At 36.4% G+C, this 22,576-nt stretch carries 19 protein-coding genes; 13 read left to right on the top strand and 6 right to left on the bottom strand.

Annotated elements, in window-relative coordinates; genetic code table 11:
• Positions 1-157: 157 nt before the first annotated feature.
• From SYN6308_RS16820 to carA, 3 genes are all read right to left on the bottom strand, one after another.
• Positions 158-859: a hypothetical protein gene (locus SYN6308_RS16820; RefSeq protein ID WP_144051459.1), complete on the bottom strand. Its 702-nt coding sequence runs from the start codon at positions 857-859 to the stop codon at positions 158-160.
• A 44-nt stretch (positions 860-903) separates the two neighbouring features.
• Positions 904-2,496, bottom strand: coding sequence for a pilus motility taxis protein HmpF (hmpF, locus tag SYN6308_RS16825; protein WP_144051460.1), 1,593 nt, complete (start codon positions 2,494-2,496; stop codon positions 904-906).
• A 381-nt stretch (positions 2,497-2,877) separates the two neighbouring features.
• Positions 2,878-4,014, bottom strand: a complete 1,137-nt coding sequence (gene carA / locus SYN6308_RS16830) for a glutamine-hydrolyzing carbamoyl-phosphate synthase small subunit (protein ID WP_017295619.1) — start codon at positions 4,012-4,014, stop codon at positions 2,878-2,880.
• Between the two features lie 160 nt (positions 4,015-4,174).
• Here carA and SYN6308_RS16835 point away from each other — a divergent pair, with 160 nt between their 5' ends.
• Complete coding sequence (locus SYN6308_RS16835) at positions 4,175-5,308, top strand: helix-turn-helix domain-containing protein (RefSeq protein WP_017295620.1); 1,134 nt, start codon at positions 4,175-4,177, stop codon at positions 5,306-5,308.
• A gap of 142 nt (positions 5,309-5,450) precedes the next feature.
• Positions 5,451-6,818 carry a two-component system sensor histidine kinase RppB gene (rppB, locus tag SYN6308_RS16840; protein WP_017295621.1) on the top strand — a complete coding sequence of 456 codons (1,368 nt, stop codon included), beginning with the start codon at positions 5,451-5,453 and terminating at the stop codon, positions 6,816-6,818.
• Here rppB and rppA read toward each other — a convergent pair.
• The gene (rppA, locus tag SYN6308_RS16845) at positions 6,813-7,511 is read right to left on the bottom strand and encodes a two-component system response regulator RppA (protein WP_017295622.1); all 699 of its coding nucleotides are present in this window, start codon (positions 7,509-7,511) and stop codon (positions 6,813-6,815) included. The genes rppB and rppA overlap by 6 nt on opposite strands.
• Positions 7,512-7,653: 142 nt before the next feature.
• On the opposite strand from rppA, the gene SYN6308_RS22830 reads away from it, so the two are divergent.
• Entirely contained in the window at positions 7,654-8,355 is a 702-nt protein-coding gene (locus SYN6308_RS22830; protein ID WP_017295623.1) for a glycoside hydrolase family 24 protein, read from the top strand.
• Between the two features lie 113 nt (positions 8,356-8,468).
• Here SYN6308_RS22830 and dmeF read toward each other — a convergent pair whose 3' ends face one another.
• Entirely contained in the window at positions 8,469-9,422 is a 954-nt protein-coding gene (gene dmeF, locus SYN6308_RS16855; RefSeq protein WP_017295624.1) for a CDF family Co(II)/Ni(II) efflux transporter DmeF, read from the bottom strand.
• A 159-nt stretch (positions 9,423-9,581) separates the two neighbouring features.
• Between dmeF and SYN6308_RS16860 the strand changes: the two genes are divergently transcribed.
• The 10 genes from SYN6308_RS16860 to SYN6308_RS16900 all read left to right on the top strand — a co-directional run bounded on the left by SYN6308_RS16860 (position 9,582) and on the right by SYN6308_RS16900 (position 22,174).
• Positions 9,582-10,271 carry a hypothetical protein gene (locus SYN6308_RS16860; protein ID WP_017295625.1) on the top strand — a complete coding sequence of 230 codons (690 nt, stop codon included), beginning with the start codon at positions 9,582-9,584 and terminating at the stop codon, positions 10,269-10,271.
• 121 nt (positions 10,272-10,392) lie between these two features.
• Entirely contained in the window at positions 10,393-13,557 is a 3,165-nt protein-coding gene (locus SYN6308_RS16865) for a CusA/CzcA family heavy metal efflux RND transporter (protein WP_017295626.1), read from the top strand.
• A 286-nt stretch (positions 13,558-13,843) separates the two neighbouring features.
• Entirely contained in the window at positions 13,844-15,937 is a 2,094-nt protein-coding gene (gene fusA, locus SYN6308_RS16870; RefSeq protein WP_017295627.1) for an elongation factor G, read from the top strand.
• A 332-nt stretch (positions 15,938-16,269) separates the two neighbouring features.
• On the top strand, positions 16,270-16,809 hold the full coding sequence (locus SYN6308_RS16875) for a DUF3782 domain-containing protein (RefSeq protein ID WP_017295628.1): 540 nt from the start codon (positions 16,270-16,272) through the stop codon (positions 16,807-16,809).
• 181 nt (positions 16,810-16,990) lie between these two features.
• Complete coding sequence (locus SYN6308_RS16880) at positions 16,991-17,299, top strand: DUF4258 domain-containing protein (RefSeq protein ID WP_017295629.1); 309 nt, start codon at positions 16,991-16,993, stop codon at positions 17,297-17,299.
• 2 nt (positions 17,300-17,301) lie between these two features.
• Positions 17,302-17,535, top strand: coding sequence for a YgiT-type zinc finger protein (locus SYN6308_RS16885; RefSeq protein WP_017295630.1), 234 nt, complete (start codon positions 17,302-17,304; stop codon positions 17,533-17,535).
• Positions 17,536-17,804: 269 nt separating this feature from the next.
• Positions 17,805-18,404, top strand: a complete 600-nt coding sequence (locus tag SYN6308_RS24685) for a dynamin family protein (RefSeq protein ID WP_020479974.1) — start codon at positions 17,805-17,807, stop codon at positions 18,402-18,404.
• A 28-nt stretch (positions 18,405-18,432) separates the two neighbouring features.
• On the top strand, positions 18,433-20,064 hold the full coding sequence (locus tag SYN6308_RS22835) for a hypothetical protein (protein WP_020479975.1): 1,632 nt from the start codon (positions 18,433-18,435) through the stop codon (positions 20,062-20,064).
• Complete coding sequence (locus tag SYN6308_RS23535; protein ID WP_052312614.1) at positions 20,048-20,878, top strand: hypothetical protein; 831 nt, start codon at positions 20,048-20,050, stop codon at positions 20,876-20,878. Before SYN6308_RS22835 ends, SYN6308_RS23535 begins: the two co-directional genes overlap by 17 nt.
• 24 nt (positions 20,879-20,902) lie before the next feature.
• Positions 20,903-22,174, top strand: a complete 1,272-nt coding sequence (locus tag SYN6308_RS16900) for a hypothetical protein (protein WP_017295632.1) — start codon at positions 20,903-20,905, stop codon at positions 22,172-22,174.
• 33 nt (positions 22,175-22,207) lie between these two features.
• Here SYN6308_RS16900 and SYN6308_RS24690 read toward each other — a convergent pair whose 3' ends face one another.
• Entirely contained in the window at positions 22,208-22,399 is a 192-nt protein-coding gene (locus tag SYN6308_RS24690) for a hypothetical protein (RefSeq protein ID WP_144051461.1), read from the bottom strand.
• Positions 22,400-22,576 lie beyond the last annotated feature (177 nt).

Here is a 22,576-nt window from a genome sequence, read left to right on the forward strand (position 1 = left end):
TTGCGTTTAGGTGCTATAATGCTGATTTTGCATAAGGTTTAGCTTTATTATTATACCACGTTTCAACGATGTCTAAAACCATTGTAGAGACGTAAAATTTTATGTCCCTACCTAAAATATTGTCGAAGTTTATTAACGTACATCGAATTAATTTTGACTAAGGCATCCATTCAAAGCCAATACTGACTTGAGAATCATTTTGTTTAATCGAATTTTGCCAACCAATTTCTGTGGCTAAACGGAGATTTTTAGTAATTGCATATCCCACATTAATTTCTGTAATTCCTACTTCTTCGTTACCTGTAGGAGAAACAAAACTTTGGGTGATAAAAATATCCCCAGCGCCTTGAGGAGAAAATATTAACCCTAATCTTACTCCCACATTTACCCCCCCAGTCTGATAACCTGCGGTTTCTATATGACGATAACCTAATACTGGGGCAATGTTAATATAACTTCCCAAGGGTAACAAATAATATTGTATATTAGCACCCACTGACATTCGATCGCTCTCAATTCGAGGGGAATTACTAAGTTCTTGACTATATTTTGCACTAAAAGTTAAGGGAGTATCCCCCAAAAAAATATCTTCTACCCCCATAAAAAACCCCCCAGCATCTTCATTTGATGGAAATTGAGTATATCCTAAACGGTATCTAGTCCGAAAACTTGGTTCATGAATGATTCTTTTAGAAATATCAGGTACTTCTTTCATCCACTCCCGAATAACAGGGCTATTTTCGAGGATACGAGGATTTAGGTCAAATTCGGCACTTTTGTCCAAAATCTCTTGATCTTGAGCCATTACTGCGGTTACTGTGAATAAATTGACCAGACATAAAATTATTTTAAATACCATAAGTTCGATTAAGTATTTCTCCTCTCTACTCTCTCCTATCTCCTCTAAGACATCGATCGTAAATCGTTAAATACATTAGTAAATTGTTGATTCGATTGCTCTATACTTTGTATGTAACTACGAATACTGTTTAATTGTTCTTGAATAGGATGTAAATCTTGATCTAAAAATTTTACTTGAGATTCAATGTGAGCCACTTCTTGATAGAGTTTTAAGTAGGCTTCTTCTTCTTGGTGAATTTTCGTTACTTGTTGTTCATACTGTTGTTTTTGGCTAGTAACACGTTCTTCAACTTGAGAGGCACTTTGTCGTAAAACTGTTACTTCTTGATTTAGTTTATCCCGATGATATTGAATTAAATTGCGTTGAGTTTCAATTTCTCCTAACATGGGTTTTAAGTTAACAGTTTGTCCAAAGTCCACATCCATTACCCCTTTACGGCGACTCAAAATTTTAAAATGTTCATTTAACATTTTTTGTTGTTTCTTCAATGTTCTTCTCTGACCTACTAATGTCTCATTGAGTAACTTCATTGCCTCTTGGGAGTCTGCTAACTCTGTTTCTAAGGAATATCTCTCCATTTCTGTCGCTCGATCGAGCTTACCTTGAATCTCTTTAACCTCATCTCCTTGTAAAGTTAATTCTTCTTCCTGCAAATTGACAAAATTCACCAATTTTGCTGTCTCTTGTTGTATTGTATTGACTATTTCCTCTAAGTTTCCTAAAGGCATACTTTCTAATCCCTGAAAATCGATGTCCATATCATCAACATCATCAGCTAAGAAAGATACTTCTTGATCTAGTCTAGCAATAGCTTCTAAATATACATTCAATTGTCGCAAAAACTCTTCTTTTTCCTGTAAAAGAGTTTGCTCTGATTGTAAACCAACAATAGTTTTTTGTAAATTGTTTTGTACTGATTGTAATTCTTGACGACTTTGTTCTAAATATTGTTTTTTCTGCCCTAATTCCTGTTGTTTTTGTTGTAAAACATTTCTAACCTCATCAACACTTTGCCAATACTTATCTAACAATTGTTGTTGAGTATTGACACTGGAAAAAACTTGTTTAATATTATTTCCTCCCAAAGTACCATCTGAAAACTCTCCTAAAATAGAATTTAGTTTGTTCTGAATTTCCCCTTGACTACTTTTATTTTCAGCAATTAATCTTTGTTGTTCTCTTAATTCTTCCCATGCTCCACTAAGATTCTCTTTTTCTTTCTCTAACTGAGTAAATTCTTCTTCTTGCTGTTGTAATAACTGTTGAACTTGATCTAATTCGGCTTGTCTTTTCGCAATCTCCTCTCCTTGAATTCTTAATGAGGTTTTCCATTCCTCAATTTCTATTTCTTGTTCTTTCGATTTCTCTAAAGTACGAGAAAAATGGGCAAAATAGTTAACGATACGACTACCAGCCAACTCAGGTGTACCGCTTACTTGTTTATTATCGACATTGACTATATAAAGAGTGCCTTTTACTGATTGATCTCCAATGGCATCGGTAGTTACAATTTCTTCTCCTACAACCCGATTCCACGTTTGATCTGCTCCTTGAGAAGCCAATAGTTTTAGCTCTGTTTTATAGCCACCAACGAATCCTCTATTTTGAACTTTTACTTCTGCCAGATACAACACAAATCTTGATCCCTTTATGGTTAATCTTTTAACTATTTTAATTCTAATCTTGACAATTCCTTCAACAAAAGTTGATGGGAATTTATTTTTATGTCTTTGTTTGTCATGTACTAATAGAACTTTGATTTTATCAGTCGATCGTACCATGACATCAAAGCAATAGTGACGATGTTTTTTACCGTCTGCCTGTCAGAATCCTATCACTAATTCTAGTTACTCTTCATGGATTTAATCATAACATATCTGAATTGGCAATTAATGGTGAATTAAAAATTACAATTTTTTCCTTTTTTAATTCTTTATTTACCTAATACCTAACCTGAGTGAACTATAAAATTATTGGTGAGAATTGACTTGGAAGACAGGCAGACAGGGGGAATATTACTTACTGTCTCGCATCATTTTAACGAATTGCTCAAATAAATAGTCTGCGTCATGGGGACCCGGACTGGCTTCGGGGTGATATTGTACGGAGAAGAAGGGTAAAGTTTTATGTTTTAATCCTGCTACGGTTCGATCGTTCAGATTAAGATGGGTAATCTCCACATCTGCCCCTAAAGATTCTTCTGTAACGGCAAAACCATGATTTTGACTGGTAATTTCTACTTTTTGTTTTAATCCGCAAGGTTGATTTAAGCCTCGATGACCAAATTTGAGTTTAAAAGTTTGTGCCCCTAAAGACAAGCCGAGAATCTGATGCCCCATACATATCCCAAACATGGGTTTTTGTGCTTCTAATAAGGCTTTAGCTAGTTCAATACCCTCAGCTACCGCCGAGGGATCACCGGGTCCATTAGAGAGGAAAATACCGTCGGGATTGTATTGGAGGATTTCTTCGGGAGAAGTGGTAGAGGGGACAACGATTACTTTACAACCATAACTAGCTAAACGATGCAAAATGTTGCGTTTGACTCCAAAATCCACGGCGACAACGGTGAATTTTTCTTCGGCTAAATTGGTACGATGACTAAATTCCCATTCTTTGGAAGTGGGTTGTGTCCACTCATAAATTTCTTTTGTAGTCACCTCTTTAACAAGGTTTAATCCTGCCATGGAAGGAATAGCTTGTAATTGTACTAATAATTCATCAGGATCGATAATTTCACTGGAAATTGCTCCATTCATTGCACCAGACGATCGTAATCTGCGAGTTAAGTCTCTGGTGTCAATGCCATAAATTCCCACTATTTTATGTTTGATCATGTAATCTGGTAAGGATTGGCTCGATCGCCAGTTACTGGGAATTTCTGTGATATTTCGAGCGATTATCCCTTTAACATGAGGTTTATAGGATTCTTCATCTTCGAGGTTAACCCCCGTATTGCCTAATTCGGGATAGGTAAATGTAACGATTTGTCCTGAATAGCTAGGATCTGTCATCACTTCTTGATAACCTGTCATTCCAGTATTGAACACCACTTCTCCAAAAGTTGTACCTTTTGCACCAAAAGAGTAACCTTGATAGGATGTACCATCAGCTAAGACTAACACCGCCGGTTGAAAATTTAAAATAGACATAAGCAGAAAGTATAATTTTGATTGAGAATCGAATTTGAGCTTTTGATTCTACACTATAAGCAATTTACATTAATTTCGCTGTAAGTGATTCTTAATTTCAACTATTCTTGACAAATAGTACTAAAATCAGTCACATTAATAATGATGGTTCTGTAGATTAATGGGTAAACAAGACATTATGAGTCCGAGAAAATTGTCTGAAGACGATCGTCAAGAAATCCTCGATTTATACCGCACAACGGAGGAAACCACTTCTACTTTAGCGGTTCGTTTTGGCGTGAGCAGTTCCACGGTAAGTCGTTTTCTCAAAAATAGTTTATCGGATTTAGAATATGAAGATTTAATTCAAGAAAAACGTCTTGCTCGAACCACTAAATCTAATTTAGAAAAAGATGCTCAGGAAACATTAAAACTTTCATCTGAAGACCCTAAAGAGATAGAATCGAGAGAGGAAATACAAGGCACTGAAATAGATCATCAAGGCGTATTAGTGATAGGCAATGAAGATATAGAACCCATAGAAGAAATACAAGATAATGAAATAGGACCAGAAGAAGTATTTGGAATGGACAAAAAAGATATAAATGTCATGGGAAAAATACAAAATGAGGTGGAGGAAATTGAGATTTCCGAAATGAAATCTGATATGTCATCAAATTATGATAAACCTCTTTTGAAAATTAAGGAAGAAATAACTACCCCCTCTATGACAGAAAATCATCCTCAAGAAATCATTTCTGGTTTTGAGAATCCCATGGCAGATAGTCAAGAAGAATTTAACGAATCGGAAGATTTAGTCATTATTGATGAAGATGATGAAGATGATTTAGATTCTGTTAATGACGTAGCGGCAATGTTTGGGGAGGATATGGATGATGATGATGATGACGATGATGATGATGATGACGATGATGATGACATAGAATCTTTTAGTCATAAACCGAATATTTCTTCTCAAAAGTTACAGGTTTTACCTTTAAATAGAGCTGTTTTTCCGAAAGTTTGTTATCTGGTGATCGATCGATATTCTGAATTAGTTACGAAACCCTTAAGAGAATTTGCTGATTTAGGGGATATTCCTCCTCAAGAAACTTTACAACGAACTTTACCTGTATTTGATAATCACCGAGTCGCTAAACGATTTTGTGATGCTAAAGGCACACTGAGCGCTCGAAAAGGAAAAGTAATCAAAGTACCCGATGGTAAAATTTTACAAAAAACCTCCTCTCATTTACACGCTAAGGGTATTAGTCGTATTTTGATGGATGGCAAAATCTACTCTTTAATTTATTAAAGCAAATCGGTAAGCTAGGATATGTCGAATATTTCCTGTACCTTACCTTTGTCTAAAATTTTATGTGCAATCCATTTAAATCGAAGTAACTTCAGTCAATTACTTTGATTTTTTTTAACGATAACAACAGATAACCTTTACCATGAATACTCGTCAGTTATTTCGTTCCAGTCGTATTCATTTAGCCTTTTGGTATGGTTCGGTAATGGCTTTTATCCTTAGTATATTGGCTATGGGAATTTATCGCTCCCTTGTTCAGTCTAAATGGTTGGCAATTCAACAAGAAATGGAGTCGATCGCTGGTACGCTTCATGATAGTTTAGAACCGATGTTACCAACTTCGGGTAATCCGACTCAAGTTTTAAAGGCGATTTTTCCTGAACTTTGTCTGGTAAACCAACCCTGTAATAATAATCCTTCTTTAATTCAACGTCATACTATTGGAATTAGCGATCGATCTACTTATTATCTCCGTTTATTTGATCATCATAGAAATTTATTAGCTTTTTCCCCTCATCAACCCTCCCAACTGTCTTCTCGTCTTGATTCTTCTTTTTGGCAAATAGTCAATCTTCCCAACGGCGATCGTTATCTGCAATTTTCGATTATGTTGCATAGCGGAAATAGTCATAATCAACCCCATCATTCTCATGATTATTCATCGTGGGGTTATTTGCAAATTGGTAGAAATTTACAGATTTTTGATAATGAAGTTAAACAAATACAATTGATTCTCGTGATCGGATTTCCCATCGCCTTAACCCTAGTGGCAATTTCAAGTTGGGGGCTTTCAGGATTGGCTATGCAACCCATTTATCAATCTTATCAGCAACAACAACAGTTTACCGCTAATGTCGCCCATGAACTGCGATCGCCCCTTGCCAGTCTTTTAGCTACCGTAGAAGCCATTAATCGCCTTGAAAATTATCAAGAAAATACTCAATCCTTACTCAATACCGTTGAAAGACAAGGAAGAAGATTAAGTAACTTAATTAGCGATTTATTATTATTAACCAGTCTTGAGCAAAATTCTTTTCAAAAATCATTTCTACCCTGTTGTTTGAATGATTTAGTGAACGATTTAACGGAAGAATTTTTGGAATTAGCGGTTAGTAAAAATATCGACTTAACCAGCGATGTTTGTGATGAAGAAATTTATACTTTAGGTAATGAATCTGAACTTTATCGCCTAGTGGCTAACTTAATCGCTAATGCTATTCAATATACTCCTAGTGGGGGAAAAGTCAATGTTAGCTTAAATACTGAACACAAAAAAGTGATGATTAAAGTTCAAGATACAGGGATTGGTATTCCCCCAGAGCAACAAAAGCGTATTTTTGAACGTTTTTACCGTGTGGAGTGCGATCGAGCTCGTAAAACAGGAGGTACAGGATTAGGGTTGGCGATCGCCAAAGCAATTGCCCAAAAACATCAAGCATATTTGACCGTTGAAAGTATAGTAGGTTCTGGAAGTGTGTTTACTTTAGAGATGTTAAATCAAAGATTATAACGGGTGAGTGCTAATAAAACGATAACCTTGACCTTTGATGGTTTCAATGGGACAATGGCAACCATAATGGGCTAATTTACGCCGTAATAAACGCATTTGAGCCGCTACAACATTGCTGACGGTTTCCGAGTCAAAATCCCACAATTGATCTCTAATTTTACTTCCTGAGATGATGCGATCGCTATTCTGCATTAAATAAGCGAAAATTTGAAATTCTTTAACCGTTAAGGGAATGATTTGGGGAAGTTCAACAACGCTATAAATTAAGGAGTTATTACCATAATCAAGGGTAAAATTACCTACGGTTAAATTAGGTGAGGTAAATTGGGGCGTTCGTCTTTGTAATGCTCTTAATCTTGCTAACAATTCATCCATAATAAAAGGTTTAACCAAATAATCATCTGCACCACTATCTAAGCCAGTAACACGGGATTGAGCATCACCCAAAGCTGTTAACATCAATACGGGTAAAGGATTTTTGTGCGATCGCAGTCTTTGGCATAATTCCAGCCCTGACAAATTAGGTACAAGCCAATCAAAGATAGCTACCGAATAATCCGCCCATGAATTTTCAAGATAATCCCACGCTAATTCACCATCCATTACCCAGTCAACGATATATTTTTCACTAACTAAAACTTGTTTAATGGCTAATCCTAAATCTTCCTCGTCTTCTACTAATAAAATCCGCATAGTTTCAAGTAATTAAGTTAACGATGATCTTGATTTTAGCAAGGGCAGTTTCATTTCACCTCAATTTCATCCTTTGTTTGACATAATATTTTAAATAGATCAAATCCCTCAACGGGGCATAGTTAAAATATTTTTTGGATTAATGAAATCTATAGCACTTTCAAATCAAAAAATCTCCAAAAAACTAAAAAGGCAAAAAAATCAAGGTGTTTCTTTATTTTCTCAGGGATGGAAAATTAGTTTGGTAGTTTTGCTCTGTATTTTAGTAGTATCAATTTTTAAAACAGGGAAAGAAGAAAGTAATAATTCACAGCAACCTTTTCCTGAGTTAGCGATGACAGGGGGAGATACTTATATTCGTGCGTTAATGAGGACAATTTCTGCTAGTGAATCCAATGGCAAATATCCTTATGCTCTTATTTATGGTGGTAAACATATTCATAGTTTTGAGCAACATCCTAATAAGTGTGTTTCGATCGAAATCGGAGTTAATCGAGGAAAGTGTAGTACTGCCGCCGGGCGTTATCAATTTCTGACATCAACTTGGGAAGAAAAGGCAAGAAAGTATCATCCTGAAGCAAAAAAACATCGTTACGAAATAGTTTATAGTTTTGAGCCAGAATATCAAGATATTGTCGTCTATCGTTGGCTTAAAGATCATCATCAATGGGATGTGGAGATATTAACGTTACTGAAACAAGATCGAGTAGAAGAAGTATTGGCGAAATTATCGGGAGTTTGGACAAGTTTAGGGGGCGGAATAGAAGATAATTCTATGACACCTTATTTACCGCAACTTTATCGACAATTTTTAGGCGAAGAATTGAAAAACCAGAAAAAATAATACGATCGATAACTTTGTGAGCTTTTTTGCACCATGAGCACCTTTGCGAGAGATAAATAAAATCAATTTAGTAAGGGCTTTAGCCCTTAATCAATGATAATTATAGAAAAGTTCTAATGAGTAACATAAGTTAATTTTTCTGAAAAACAAGGTTCTCCATCACAACGATTTACCTCTATTAAAATATGAGTTAAATTAGGAATATATCGCAGTAATTGTTTATAGTATTCAGGAGGTTGAGGATAATGAGTAACAACAGAAATCATCGCAGATAAATGATTTTGACTCAAATACCAAAGATGAAGATCCGCAACTTGATTATCGGAATCAGCTTCGATCGCATCAATGATTGCTAACCGAGTTTTTTTATCTGCTGTTCCATCAAGGAGAATTAATCCTGTATCCTGAATCAAATCATACGCCCATTTTGCGATAACTCCTGCACCCACAACCCCCATAAGTGCATCCATCCATACCCAATCAAGATATTTCCCAGTAAACAGGGCGACGATCGCCAGAACAGAGGTTAAAGCATCTGCTAATACATGAAGATAAGCCGCTTGGAGATTATGATCATGGTGATTATGATGATCTTGATCGTGATGATGATCGTGGTCATCTTGTAATAATAAAGCACTAATTAAATTAACAATTAAACCAAGAATTGCTACGGCGATCGCTTCATTAAATAAAATGGTATTAGGATTTAACAGACGTATTCCTGATTCCAAGATCATTACTAAAGCAATAACCCCTAAAGCTACAGCATTAGCAAAACCTCCTAAAACCCCGACTTTACCAGTACCAAAAGTATATTTCGGATTATAGAGATTTTTACGAGCATATTGGTAAGTAAATAAAGTAATAGCAAAAGCTCCCACATGAGTAGCCATGTGCCAACCATCTGCTAATAAAGCCATAGATCCAGATAGCATTCCTGTAATAATTTCGACAATCATGGTGATAGCAGTTAAAGCCATGACTATTTGCGTTTTTTTCTCACCTTTTTGATTATCTAAAATAAAATGGTGGGGGTGTTGCCATTTTTCTAAAGTTTCTTTGTGCATAATTTTATCTTGATTAGAACAAAGATTATTTCTAACATATTTACGAATAACAATCTATCTATACAAATTCTAATCCTTCAATAGATCATTTCATCTCAATTTCATCTCACTTGTGACAAACTATGAAGACAATTAATCGAACTCAAGTGAGGAGTAACCATGAAATCATTTTCTTTAACAAGTATTACAAGCCTTAGTTTAATTTTAAGCACTCCTGTTATATCATTTGCCCATGTCGGACATGGAGATGAATTTCAGGCAACAGGAGGTATTGAGAGAGTAGAAGTAAAACCCGAAACCGATAGCTTATTGGGTATTGAAGTAAATACGATCGAACAAACAGCTTCCGATGGTGTCGGGGTAATGATTCCCTTTACCGCTTTAGTGGATGCAGACGGTAAACAATTAGTTTTTGTGCAGTATGACAATTATTATGAACCTGTGGAAGTAACCACTGGTGTAACAGAAGGGGAGTTTATCCAAGTAACCAAAGAATTATCGGTTGGGGAAAAATTAGTAACTCAGGGGAGTTTATCCCTTTATGCCGAATCTCGTAAAACTCAGAGTGCAGATACCACCGAAATAACCTCTAACACTGAGGAAACCACCACCAGTGAGCCAATCATTACCGAGAATACCACAGATGTAGAAGCGGATCAAGAAGAAAATATAGTTAATTCTGGCGAAAATAGCGAAAAATCTACAGAATTCCCCATTTTTAAAACATTAATAGCTGTTGGTGGCTTAGGAATAGTGGGATTAGTAGGTTTATTTACAATTTCCGCTTTTACTGGTAACGGAAACAAGAAAAAATCTCGTGATCAATATGATTATACTTCCGAAGAATAAATAATATTTCCCGTGTTGGGTTAGCGTGAAAGCGTAACCCAACCTACAAACTACGAAGCTATATTTGCGAACTTCTTTGCTTCTTTGCGCCTTTGCGAGAAAATAACCTTTAATAACTAAAATGCTCAACTCATTACTCAATCAAATATTAAAAAATTCCATCGCCCAAAGATGGTTTATCGTTATCGCCGCTATTTTTGTTACCGTCTGGGGTGTCATTAGTGTCACTCAAATGCCCTTAGATGTTTTTCCTGAATTTGCCCCACCCCAAGTAGATATTCACACCGAAGCGACAGGATTAGCACCAGAAGAAGTGGAAGCCCAAATAACTGTACCCATTGAAAGTGCGGTTAATGGTTTGCCCGGTGTTACTACTGTTCGATCGTCCTCTAAGGTAGGATTATCAATGGTACACGTTGTATTTGACCAAACTGCTGATATTTATAAAGCGAGACAAGCCGTAACAGAAAGATTGCAACAGGTAACAAGTCAATTACCCGAAGGCACTCATACCCCAGAAATTTCGCCTTTAGTATCTCCATTAGGGACTATTTTACAATACGCTTTCACTATTAACGGACAAGGGCAAACATCATTAATGGATTTACGCCGTTTAGTGGAAACTACCCTCAGCAATCAAATTTTATCTGTAGCAGGAGTTTCTCAAGTTACTATTTACGGTGGTGATGAAAAACAAGAGCAAGTTTTAGTCAATCCAGATAAATTAAAATCTCTCAATGTTTCCCTCAATGAAGTCACGGAAGCCACAAGGGGTTCAAATTCTAACGCACCCGGTGGTTTTTTAATCGGTGGTGGGCAAGAATTGTTAATTAGAGGTATTGGGCAAGTTAAATCTATTGAAGATTTACAGCAGTCAGTGGTGAAAGTGCAAGGTGACAAGCCCATTTTGCTGAAAGATGTGGCGGAGGTGAAAACTGCTTCAGTTTTAAAACGGGGAGATGCTAGTTTTAATGGACAACCTGCGGTAGTGTTGATGATTAACAAGCAACCCGATGTGGATACTCCCACTGTCACGAAAGGTGTAGAAAGGGTAATTGAGTCTTTACAAGGCACTTTTCCTGCGGATGTGCAAATAGCGAGAACTTTTCGCCAAGCAAATTTCATTGATTCTGCTATTCGTAATGTTAGTGGTTCGTTACTTCAGGGGATTATTATTGTTTCTGTGGTAATGCTCTTATTTTTGATGAATTGGCGCACGGCAATTATTACCCTCAGTGCCATTCCTTTATCTCTTTTGATTGGCTTAATGTTGATGAAAGCCTTTGGTTTAGAGATTAATACCATGACTTTAGGGGGATTGGTAGTTGCGATCGGATCTGTGGTGGATGATTCCATTGTGGATATGGAAAATTGCTATCGTGGGTTACGCAAAAATCAAGCTCAAGGTGATCCAAAACACCCTTTTCAGGTGGTTTATGATACCTCTGTGGAAGTGCGATTAGCCGTAATTTTTTCGACGGTAATTATTATCGTGGTGTTTGCTCCTATTTTCAGTTTAACGGGGGTAGAAGGACGTATTTTTGCCCCGATGGGTTTTGCTTATCTTCTATCCATTGTGGCTTCTACGTTGGTGGCTATGACTCTTTCTCCTGCTTTATGTGCCATTTTATTAGCTAACCAAAGATTACCTCAAGAGGGTACTTTCATCTCCCGTTTAGCAGAAAGACTTTACCGCCCTTTGTTAAATATTGCTCTGAAAGCACCTCAATTAATTTTAGGCATTGCCCTTGCTTCTTTGGTGGCAACAATGGCGATCGCACCTTCTTTGGGAAGGGTATTTTTACCTGAATTTCAAGAAAAATCGATGGTTAACTCTATGGTGTTATTCCCCGGTGTTTCCCTTGATATGACTAATCGAGCAGGAATGGTACTTTCTAAATCATTAGAAAGTAATCCGTTGTATGAATGGGTACAAGTAAGAGCGGGAAGAGCTCCGGGGGATGCCGATGGTGCTGGAGTAAGTATGGCTCACGTTGACGTAGAATTAAGCGATTTAGCCTTAAAAAATCGGGAGGCAAGTGTGCAACAGTTACGGGAGGAGTTTCTCAAGTTGCCCGGTGTTGCCCCTAATATTGGAGGTTTTATTTCCCACCGTATGGATGAGGTATTATCAGGGGTAAGAAGTGCCATCGCCGTTAAAATTTTTGGCTCTGATTTAGTTGAATTGCGTAAAATCGGTGAACAAGTAAGAGATGCCATCGCACCCATAGAAGGAGTAGTGGACTTGCAATTAGAACCCCAATTACCCATTCGTCAAGTACAAATTCATTATGACAGAATGGCGGCGGCGAACTATGGTTTAACCATGTCGGCAATTTCGGAAGTGGTAGAAACGGCTTTAAATGGTCAAATTGTCTCTCAAGTCCCCGAAAATCAGCAATTAGTTAACATTATCGTAGGTTTACCCGAATCTGCTCGGAATAACTTAGATGCTATTCGTGCCATTCCCCTTAAAACCCCGACAGGAGATATAATTCCCTTAGAAACCGTTGCTAAAGTAGAATATGGCATGGGTGCGAATGTGGTTAACAGGGAAGATGTATCTCGTTTAATTGTTGTCTCTACCAATGTCGCCGAGCGTGATTTAGGTAGTGTTGTCGGTGATATTCAAAAGGCTATCCGAGAAAAAGTTCAATTACCTAACGGTTATTTTATCCAATACGGTGGACAATTTGAAGCCGAACAAAATGCCACTAATAACTTACTCCTTTATAGCATTTTGGCGGCGGTAGTTATTATGATTCTCATGTTTTTCTCCGTCAAATCCTTCCCTGCTACCATTGCCATTATGATTAACTTACCGTTAGCTTTAGTGGGGGGTATCGCTTCCATTATGTTAACTGGTGGAGTAATTTCGATCGCATCTTTAATCGGTTTTATTACTCTTTTTGGTGTGGCGGTGCGTAATGGACTACTATTAGTGGATAACTATAACCAGAAATTTAGCCAAGATATTCCCGTGAAAGTGGTAGTGTATAAAGGCTCTTTAGAAAGGGTAAACGCTATTTTAATGACAGCTTTAACCTCTGCTTTGGGAATGTTACCTTTAGCTATGGCTAGTGGTGCAGGTAATGAAATATTACAACCGTTGGCGATCGTGGTTTTGGGAGGTTTATTTACTTCTACTGCCTTAACTTTATTGGTGATACCTGCCCTTTATGCCCAATTTGGTAAATGGTTAGTGCCTAAATCACAAGGAAATAAAGGAGAAATTAATGATTGTATTTCAACAGAAATCAGAATCCCTGTCAAATCAGAACAATAATTCAGTAACAATGTCGATAAGATTACGTTCAATAAATTTAACTCAGCATCTTTTCTGGAGAAATCTATTCCTAATTCCTAATTCTTCATTTCTAATTCCTCTTTCACATTTTGTTACATATCATTTATGATAGGTAGATGTGTCTTAAAGAATTTTTATGGCTTGACCATGATAAATTCTTATAGCTGTGTTGTTCAATCCTGAAAACACTTATTTCCGTTAAGAGTCATCCTTGAGAGAAAAACCAATTGACTCTTAATACATTATCAATATAAAAAACTTTATTATGGCAAAAGATCTCAGTAAATATAGAAATATAGGCATTTTCGCTCACGTTGACGCTGGTAAAACTACCACTACAGAAAGAATCCTTAAATTAACTGGTAAGATTCACAAAATCGGTGAAGTTCATGATGGTGCAGCTACCACTGACTTCATGGAGCAAGAACAGGAAAGAGGTATTACCATTCAATCCGCCGCTACAAGCTGTTTTTGGAAAGATCATCAATTTAACGTTATTGATACTCCCGGACACGTTGACTTTACGATCGAAGTATATCGTTCTCTCAAAGTGCTTGATGGTGGTATCGGTGTATTCTGCGGTTCTGGGGGGGTTGAACCTCAATCCGAAACTAACTGGCGTTATGCTAACGATTCTAAAGTAGCTCGTATTATTTATGTTAATAAACTCGATCGAACTGGAGCAGATTTCTATCGTGTTGTTAAACAGGTTAAAGAAATTTTAGCCGCCGAACCTTTAGTAATGGTGTTACCCATTGGTGTGGAAACCGAATTTAAAGGAGTTGTGGACTTATTAACCCGTAAGGCTTGGATTTGGGATGATTCGGGTGATCCTTTTGCTTACACCATTGAAGAAGTCCCCGCCGACATGAAAGACGATGTAGAGGTATATCGTGAACAGTTAATCGAAACTGCGGTACAACAAAACGATGACTTAATGGAAAAATACCTCGAAGGTGAAGAAATTGCCATTGATGACATTAAACGTTGTATCCGTAAGGGTACTCGTGATTTGGCTTTCTTCCCCACCTATTGCGGTTCTTCCTTCAAAAACAAAGGGGTACAATTAGTTTTAGATGCGGTGATTGACTATTTACCTGATCCTACCGAAGTAAATCCTCAACCGATTACTGATATTGAAGGGAACGAAACTGGAGAATTTGCCATTGTTGATGCAAACGAACCTTTACGCGCTTTAGCTTTCAAAATTATGGACGATAGATATGGTGCTTTAACTTTCACCCGTATTTATTCAGGGGTGTTAAGTAAAGGGATGACCATTTTAAATACCGCTACAGGTAAAACCGATCGTGTTGGTCGTTTAGTGGAAATGCACGCTAACGATCGTATTGAGATTGACACAGCTCAAGCCGGGGATATTGTTGCCATCGTGGGTATGAAGAATGTGCAAACTGGTCACACTTTATGTGATCCTAACAACCCTGCAACCCTTGAACCCATGGTATTCCCTGATCCCGTTATTTCGATCGCCATCAAGCCTAAAAATAAAGGTGGTAACGAAAAAATGGGACTTGCCCTTAGTAAAATGGTACAAGAAGACCCCTCTTTCTACGTTGAAACCGATCAAGAAAGTGGTGAAACCATCATTAAAGGTATGGGTGAATTACACCTCGATATTAAAGTAGATATTCTTCGCCGTACTCACGGGGTAGAAGTCGAGGTAGGTAAACCTCAAGTAGCTTATCGTGAATCGATCACAAAAGTAGTTAATGATAGTTACACCCACAAAAAACAATCTGGTGGTTCTGGTCAATTTGGACGTATCGACTACACCGTTCAACCGGGTGAACCGGGTACGGGCTTCCAGTTTGAATCAAAAGTAACTGGTGGTAACGTACCCCGTGAATTTTGGCCTGCGGTACAAAAAGGCTTCCAAGCTAGTATCGTTAAAGGTGTCTTAGCAGGTTTCCCCTGTGTTGACTTAAAAGTCACCTTAACTGATGGTGCATTCCACGCTGTGGACTCTAGCGCGATCGCCTTTGAAATTGCCGCGCGTGCAGGTTATCGTCAATCTATTCCTAAAGCGGGTCCTCAGTTATTAGAACCGATCATGAATATTGATGTGTTCACCCCTGAAGATCACATGGGAGACGTTATCGGTGATCTTAACCGTCGTCGTGGTATGATCAAATCTCAAAGTACAACTCCTATGGGTGTCAGAATCAAAGCTGAAGCACCTCTTAGCGAAATGTTCGGTTACATTGGTGATTTAAGAACCATGACTTCAGGGCGCGGACAATTTTCTATGGAATTTTCTCATTATGCCCCTTGTCCTAAGAACGTAGCAGATGAGGTTATCAAAGAAACTAAAGAGCGTGAATTAGCCGCCGCTAAATAGATTTATGGTAGGTTGGGTTAACGAAAGGAAGCCCAACAAAACTTTATTTTCAATTCAAATATTCTTCTCATGTCGATGATGTCGCAATCTGACATTTTCACAGAAGGAGAATTTTTTTTGTTCATTATTTTGAGTTTTCAATTTTTCAAGACTTATCGGAAAACTCCATCTTAATCTCCAGAAAATATTTTACATTAGTTAATAGGGATTTAATACTATTCAACCTTTCATGTTTAGTCCTTTATTGCATAAAGTTCGATCGAACCCTATACATCGATATTCAAAAAACTCTTGTAAAATAATACTAGAAATAAAAAATAGAAGTAGAAAATATGACAACAACAGCAGATGATGTTTGGCAATTGTTAGCAGAGTTAGCCACTGCCCAAAAAGAGACAGAAAGACGTTTTCAAGAAACCGATCGACAAATCAAACAAGTAAATCAACAGTTAGGGAAACTGGGTAATCGTTTGGGGGAATTTGTGGAGTGGCAAGTACGCCCGTCAGTGGTACGTTTATTTAGAGAGCGGGGGGTTAATGTTCATGAGTTACAATCAGATGTTTCGGTAAAAAGAATCGATGGTGGTTTAGAAATTGATTTGTTGGTGGTAAATGAGACGGAAGTGGTGTTAGTAGAAGTCAAAAGTAAATTAAGTCAAAGGGATGTGGATGAACATTTGGAGCGTTTAGAGAAGTTTAAACGATTAATGCCAAGGTATCAAAATATGAAAGCATTAGGAGCAGTCGCCGCTATGATAGTTACAGATGAGGTGGCAAATTATGCTTATAGTCAAGGATTGTTTGTACTTGCTCAAAGTGGAGAAAGTATGGTTATTCTTAATTCCCTTGAGTTTCAACCGAAAAGTTGGTAAAACCTGAGAGTGCGATCGCGATCGAACTTTCCCCATTTATCGAACCTTGTCTAATTGTAACCTTATATTTTTTTGGAAACTTGCATAAATTCAGAAAATGGTACAGGTAAAATTCGATCGAGGAGGATTGAGTTATGTCTAGGGAGAAGCTAATATATAAACTATTGATTAAGAGAAATTAATGAAGTCAATCCACAAAATTCGCTCACAACTTCGTGGCGGTAAATTTCAGTTTACTCGTCATGGTTTGAGGAGGTTAGTAGAGAGAAATATTAGTAAATCAGAGATAATAGAAACAGGAGAAAATGCTATCATTATTGAGGATTATCCTGATGATAAATATTCCCCTAGTTGTTTACTTTTAGGCATAACAATTAATCAACGTTTTTTACATTTACAGGTATCCAGAAAAGATTCTGATATACTGACTATTATTACTTTATATGACCCAGATCCTCAAGAGTGGATCAATTATTCTCAAAGGAGATAATCATGAATAAATGTCATGTCTGTGGCTCTAACGAAATTAAGCAGAAATTAGTCAAAGAGACTTTTGAAATTGACGGTAAATTAGTTATAGTAGAGGAGATTCCTGCTCAAGTTTGTCAACGCTGTGGTGAAATAACTTTTAGTAGTGAAATTGCTGAAAATATTCGTCTAATTATTTATAGTAATAAGCAACCAACTAAGTCAATACAAGTGGATGTTTTTGCTTTCTCCGCCTAAGTTATTTCTGCTCAGAAATAAGTGAATTTTAAGAATTATGAGCCAGATCGATCGAACCTCCATCTTAATCTCCAGAAAATATTTTACATTAGTTCGTAGGGGTTGAATATTATTCAACCCTTCCTACCTCGATCGAACTTCACCACCTTATCGAACCTTGTATAATTGTAACTTTATAAAAATATTATTAAATTTTGCATAAATTCGGAAAATGCTACTGATAATTATATAGAAGGAAAAATTATCATCGTGTTTTCACACTCCACCCTATGGAAAAACTAGAATTCCCAGATATTCAAGCACAACTCACCCAAGCCAGAGAAAATCTGCAAAGGTTAGGTAATGCCGTCTCAGAGTTAGTTAACTTATCTCCTGATGTCTTCAACGATGAAGCCATTAAAACTCGTTTACAGGAATTTCAAGAAGCCTACGAGGAAGCCTCCCAACGCCTTGCTAATCCTTCCTTTCGCATTGACACCATCGGCACTACTTCTTCGGGAAAATCTACCATCGTCAATGCCTTAATGGGGCGTAGAATTGCCCCCATGGAAGCAGGAGAAATGAGTGGCGGTGTCTTAACCTTAAAGCATTCAGTCGATCGCACCTTAGTCATTGAAGCCACAGAAAACGCTGTCTGGGAAACGGGAGAATGGACTGATATAAACGATCGAGAGCTTTACGATCGCATCCAAATGGCTATGCACAGCTATCATGAAGCAAGGAAAAAGAAAGAATATATCTCCCCTCAAATCACCGCCCATATTCCTTTACTCCCTGCCTGTGATGCTAATTTATCGGGATTACCAGAGGGGATTAATGTTGAGTTTTTGGACTTACCCGGACTTAAATCCGTAACAGTTAAAAACTGAAATACAAGAGCCGTTAAATCTTCCATCTTTGCCTGATATTATCCCTTTCAATGCCCGTCTTTTATACTATGCTCAATGTGCATGGGGTACAAATCCTTTACATACTAACTCTGATGTTACCCCAGAAGCTCGATCGAAGTTAGTGGAATCGTTACTTTGTGATTGTGCCAATATTATCTCAGAAAAAGTGAAGGGCGATCGAGATTTAAAAAATTGGTTTAGAGAATTAGAAGATGACATAGAAGATAATATTCCTATCGATGACGAAAGAATCAGAAAACTTTTAAACTATGCTCTTAAATGGAGTGGAGGAGAACAATTATGGGCTTATATTGGAAGGAGAATTAGAGAATCTTTCTTTGAATTAGTAGTATTACCTATTTTATTAGATATTTTCAAATCTTATGATAGTTTTGCAAGTTCAGTTAATTTATTCATTCAAACTAGACAAATCGGTAATCTTGAAGATGTCAAACAAAAACAAGAAAAATTAACGAGATTTCGTCAAGAATTTCCCAATTTAGGAAAAAAGATTAATGATGACTTCAATACAGAATTACAAGAATATATTGATGCGATTAAAAGCAAAGATCAAAACCAAATTAATCAAATCATTCAAAAAGCAGAAGCTAAAAAACGTAAGGGTTTTCAACCAATATTTTCGACTATTGAGGATATAGAATCAGATTTAATGACTGATATTATTATACCGATAAGAGATGCCTTTAAAAACAATAAAGGAGCTTACGATTTGAAAGATGAATTACAAGATTTTATTTCTCCTCGTCTTGCCGAAAATATTGCTAGAGAATATGACAATGTTAGTCGTAGAATCACAGTAAATTTTACATCATACAATGGCTATTTAGTCAAAAAAGTTAGAATGGATGATAAGAAAAAAATTCAAGAATTAGAACATGATGAAAAATATGTTAGATTATTTTTTTACACAATCAAAGATGGTTTAACTGCAAGAGCTGAATTTACATTACAAGCAAAAGAAAAAAGTTTTACAAATGCTTTAGATGCTTTAGTAAAAGATCAAATAACGAGATTAATTTTATGTATTCCTGAAGAAATATTAGATTCTTTAGATATTACACTGGCGATAATAAATGATATTGAGAAAAAATTAAATAAAAATTTAACTAAATTGCCTAAAAAGTTGTTTGATTTTTATGCTGGAGTTGAAGGAAATACATTTACCAATAATGAACAAATAGGAACAAAAATAGAAAAAAAAGAGAAAGAAGTTGGTAGTTGTTTGAATAAAAAAACAGAAACTTATATAGAAAAAATCCCAGAGTATGGAAATATAGAATATAAGCAATTATTAATTCCCAATATTGACACAATGGCTCAACAATGGGCAAATGGGATTGAAAATAGTAAAAGTGATTTATTAGATATTTTATTTGATTGGATTGCTGATAACTTAAATGATTCTACCTATTTATTTAATGAATCTGTCAATAATATTCTTAATTTAACTGAAAGATTTTTAAATGAACAATCTCACAAATTATGGGAGCAACAATTAGAATTAGAAAAGTTAGCTATTTTAGAATCCTGTTACCATAGTGTGAATAATCTTCGTCAAGAATTAGCTCAAAAATTTCAATTAATAGATAAGGAGGTTATTAATGATGGATTCATTTAATGACATCTTTTATGAAATATACAATCAACTGATTGAAGAATTAAAAAAAAATAATAGTTTTTATTGGCTTTTAAAACGTGGTGTAATTTTATGGTCTCAAAAGATTGGCTTAGAACTTAATATAACAATTTGCAATTTATATGATGATATTCAACAGGCAAGTTGCGAGATTTGGCAAGAATGGAAACCGAAAAAAATCGAAAATACTCAAAGAGAATTTATTAAAAGTAACCTATACAAAATTGTAAGTAAATTGATTAATAAATCACCATTAAGGAGCATAAAAATGAACAATCCTGATATTATATTTATTGTTTTTCTCAGTCTTAATATTACTGCATTCGGTCTTGTAATTTATAAGATTACCGAAAGCGTCTCAAGTTCAAATAATGATGGCTACTTTTTAAATTTGTCTTCTACACCTATTTCACAGAAACTAATTTTAATAGTTAATGCTCTAAAAAAAGATTGTTTGGACAAAATTAAAAATCAAGATAATAGAATTTTACCCGAAGATACTGAAAAACTTTATCGTGCGACTAGCTTTTTGTGGATGGGAATTGAATCTGAATTAAATGAACAATTCAAAAATTATAGTGATTATATTGCAGAAACTGATCAAGAATCTGAATATGATATTTATATTGTTGAAATTAACTTACCAGAAGTAAAAGAAGGCTTGAAAAAAGATGTAGATAAACTAAGTAGAATAGATGCTTTTCGTGAATTAAGTGATTTACCCGATTTAGAAATTAAAATCTCACCTCGTTTGAAAGTTTCGGTTTATGAAAATACAAATGTTTATGTTCGCTAAAAATTTATTAAAAGGAGTAATAAAATGTTGCAAAATATAACTTTATTAGTAAATGATCCTACTATTATTAAAGGATTAATTGATGGTACTTTAGTTCGTTATGGTAGCGTGATTCGCTATGCTTCTGGTTTTCCTAACGGTGGGCAAATTGTCAAGCATTTAGTCGAAGCCCCTAATTTGACTAATTCTTTACTCGGTATAGCTTCCAATCCCGTGATGGGGGGGGTTGATGTGTTAGTTAATGCCGTTGGGCATACCGTCACCATCAATAAGTTAACGGGGTTAGGCAAACAAGTAACCGCTATGCAACAAACCCTATCTCAAGTCATGGGGTTAACCCAAATTGCGGCGGGGGCAAGTGTGCTAACTTTGGGGGTAAGTGTGGCTGGTTTTGCTTATATGGGTTATAAACTCCATCAGATGCAAAAGTCCATTAATAAACTTCAAGAAACTATGGAGCGAGGATTTAAGGATGTTAATAGTCGCTTAGATGATATTTCTGGACAATTAGCTTATTTATATTTATTGGTGCAGGATAGTCGAGAAAAACAAGAAAATCTAGGGAAAGCGATTTCTAACATTCATAAAGCCATGTTAATTAAAGAAATCTGCACTTTACAAGCAGAATTACAACATTTAAAACTTTTTCCTGATGAATCTCCCCTATTAGCGATAAAAACCGCTACTAATACTCGTTTATTTTTAAGTAGTCAGGCGATGCAGTCAACCCCAGAATTAGAGGCGGAATTGCTGTTAAATAGTGATGTATCGATTCAAGGGTGGGCGGTTGCTACGGCGACAGAAGCGCATTTACTGTTACAAATGGGGCAACATCAGGAAGCAAAAGGAATGTTAAGGGAGGAGGTAGAGAAGTTTAAAACAGTGGCTCATAATTGGAGTAATAGCCTGATAAAAGAGGGTAATTCGTCATTGTCAACGGCGTATCGTTTTTCCGCTTCTCCCTTTGCAGAATATATCACCCCCGAAAGAGTTACCAGAATTAAGGATATTTCCCCTAGTGATCTTAGTTTAAATCAGGATCAACTAAGACGCAAAAAAAATGAGGCAAATGTAGAGTTTGAAATGTCCTACGCTCAGGAAAGATACCCTAAATCATGGATACAACAACAGATTGCGATCGCTGAATATTTAGACGGTTTAAGCGAATTATTAGCGAGATTAGAGAGTTTAGAAGCCTTTGCGGATTTATGCGAAAGTCGTAACCTGAAAAGCAGTAAGGAGATTTTGCCTGATGAGAATACCCCTTCGGGATTGTATTTGTTACCTGCGGATTGAAAACCCGTAAAACAGGCTTCTAGCCTGTAATAATCAAAGCTCTAAAGAGCTTACTACCAACGGTTCGATCGCCAAGGGCGGCGCTGCTCGATCGAGTTTGAGGGGGGAGTTCGATCGTTTTTCGATTTTATTTATAAATTTATAAACATCACCACGAGATTTATTAAAGTAGGAGTAGGCATCACTGCCTAAACCTCTCTTCAGAACTGTGCATGAGACTTTCACCTCACACAGCTCCTCTCAAAAATGCCCTTTGTCATAGGTACAAGTCCTAATAACCCATATTCTTCAAAGTTGCTTGATAATTTCTATTGGCTTCTGCCTGTTTGGCTATGCCCTTTGGAACTTTGAATACTTTTGGTATTTTTCTTATTCCCAAAGTTGGGAATTTCTTTGTAGTCG

The organism is Geminocystis herdmanii PCC 6308, from assembly GCF_000332235.1.
GTDB classification, from domain to species: Bacteria; Cyanobacteriota; Cyanobacteriia; order Cyanobacteriales; family Cyanobacteriaceae; genus Geminocystis; species Geminocystis herdmanii.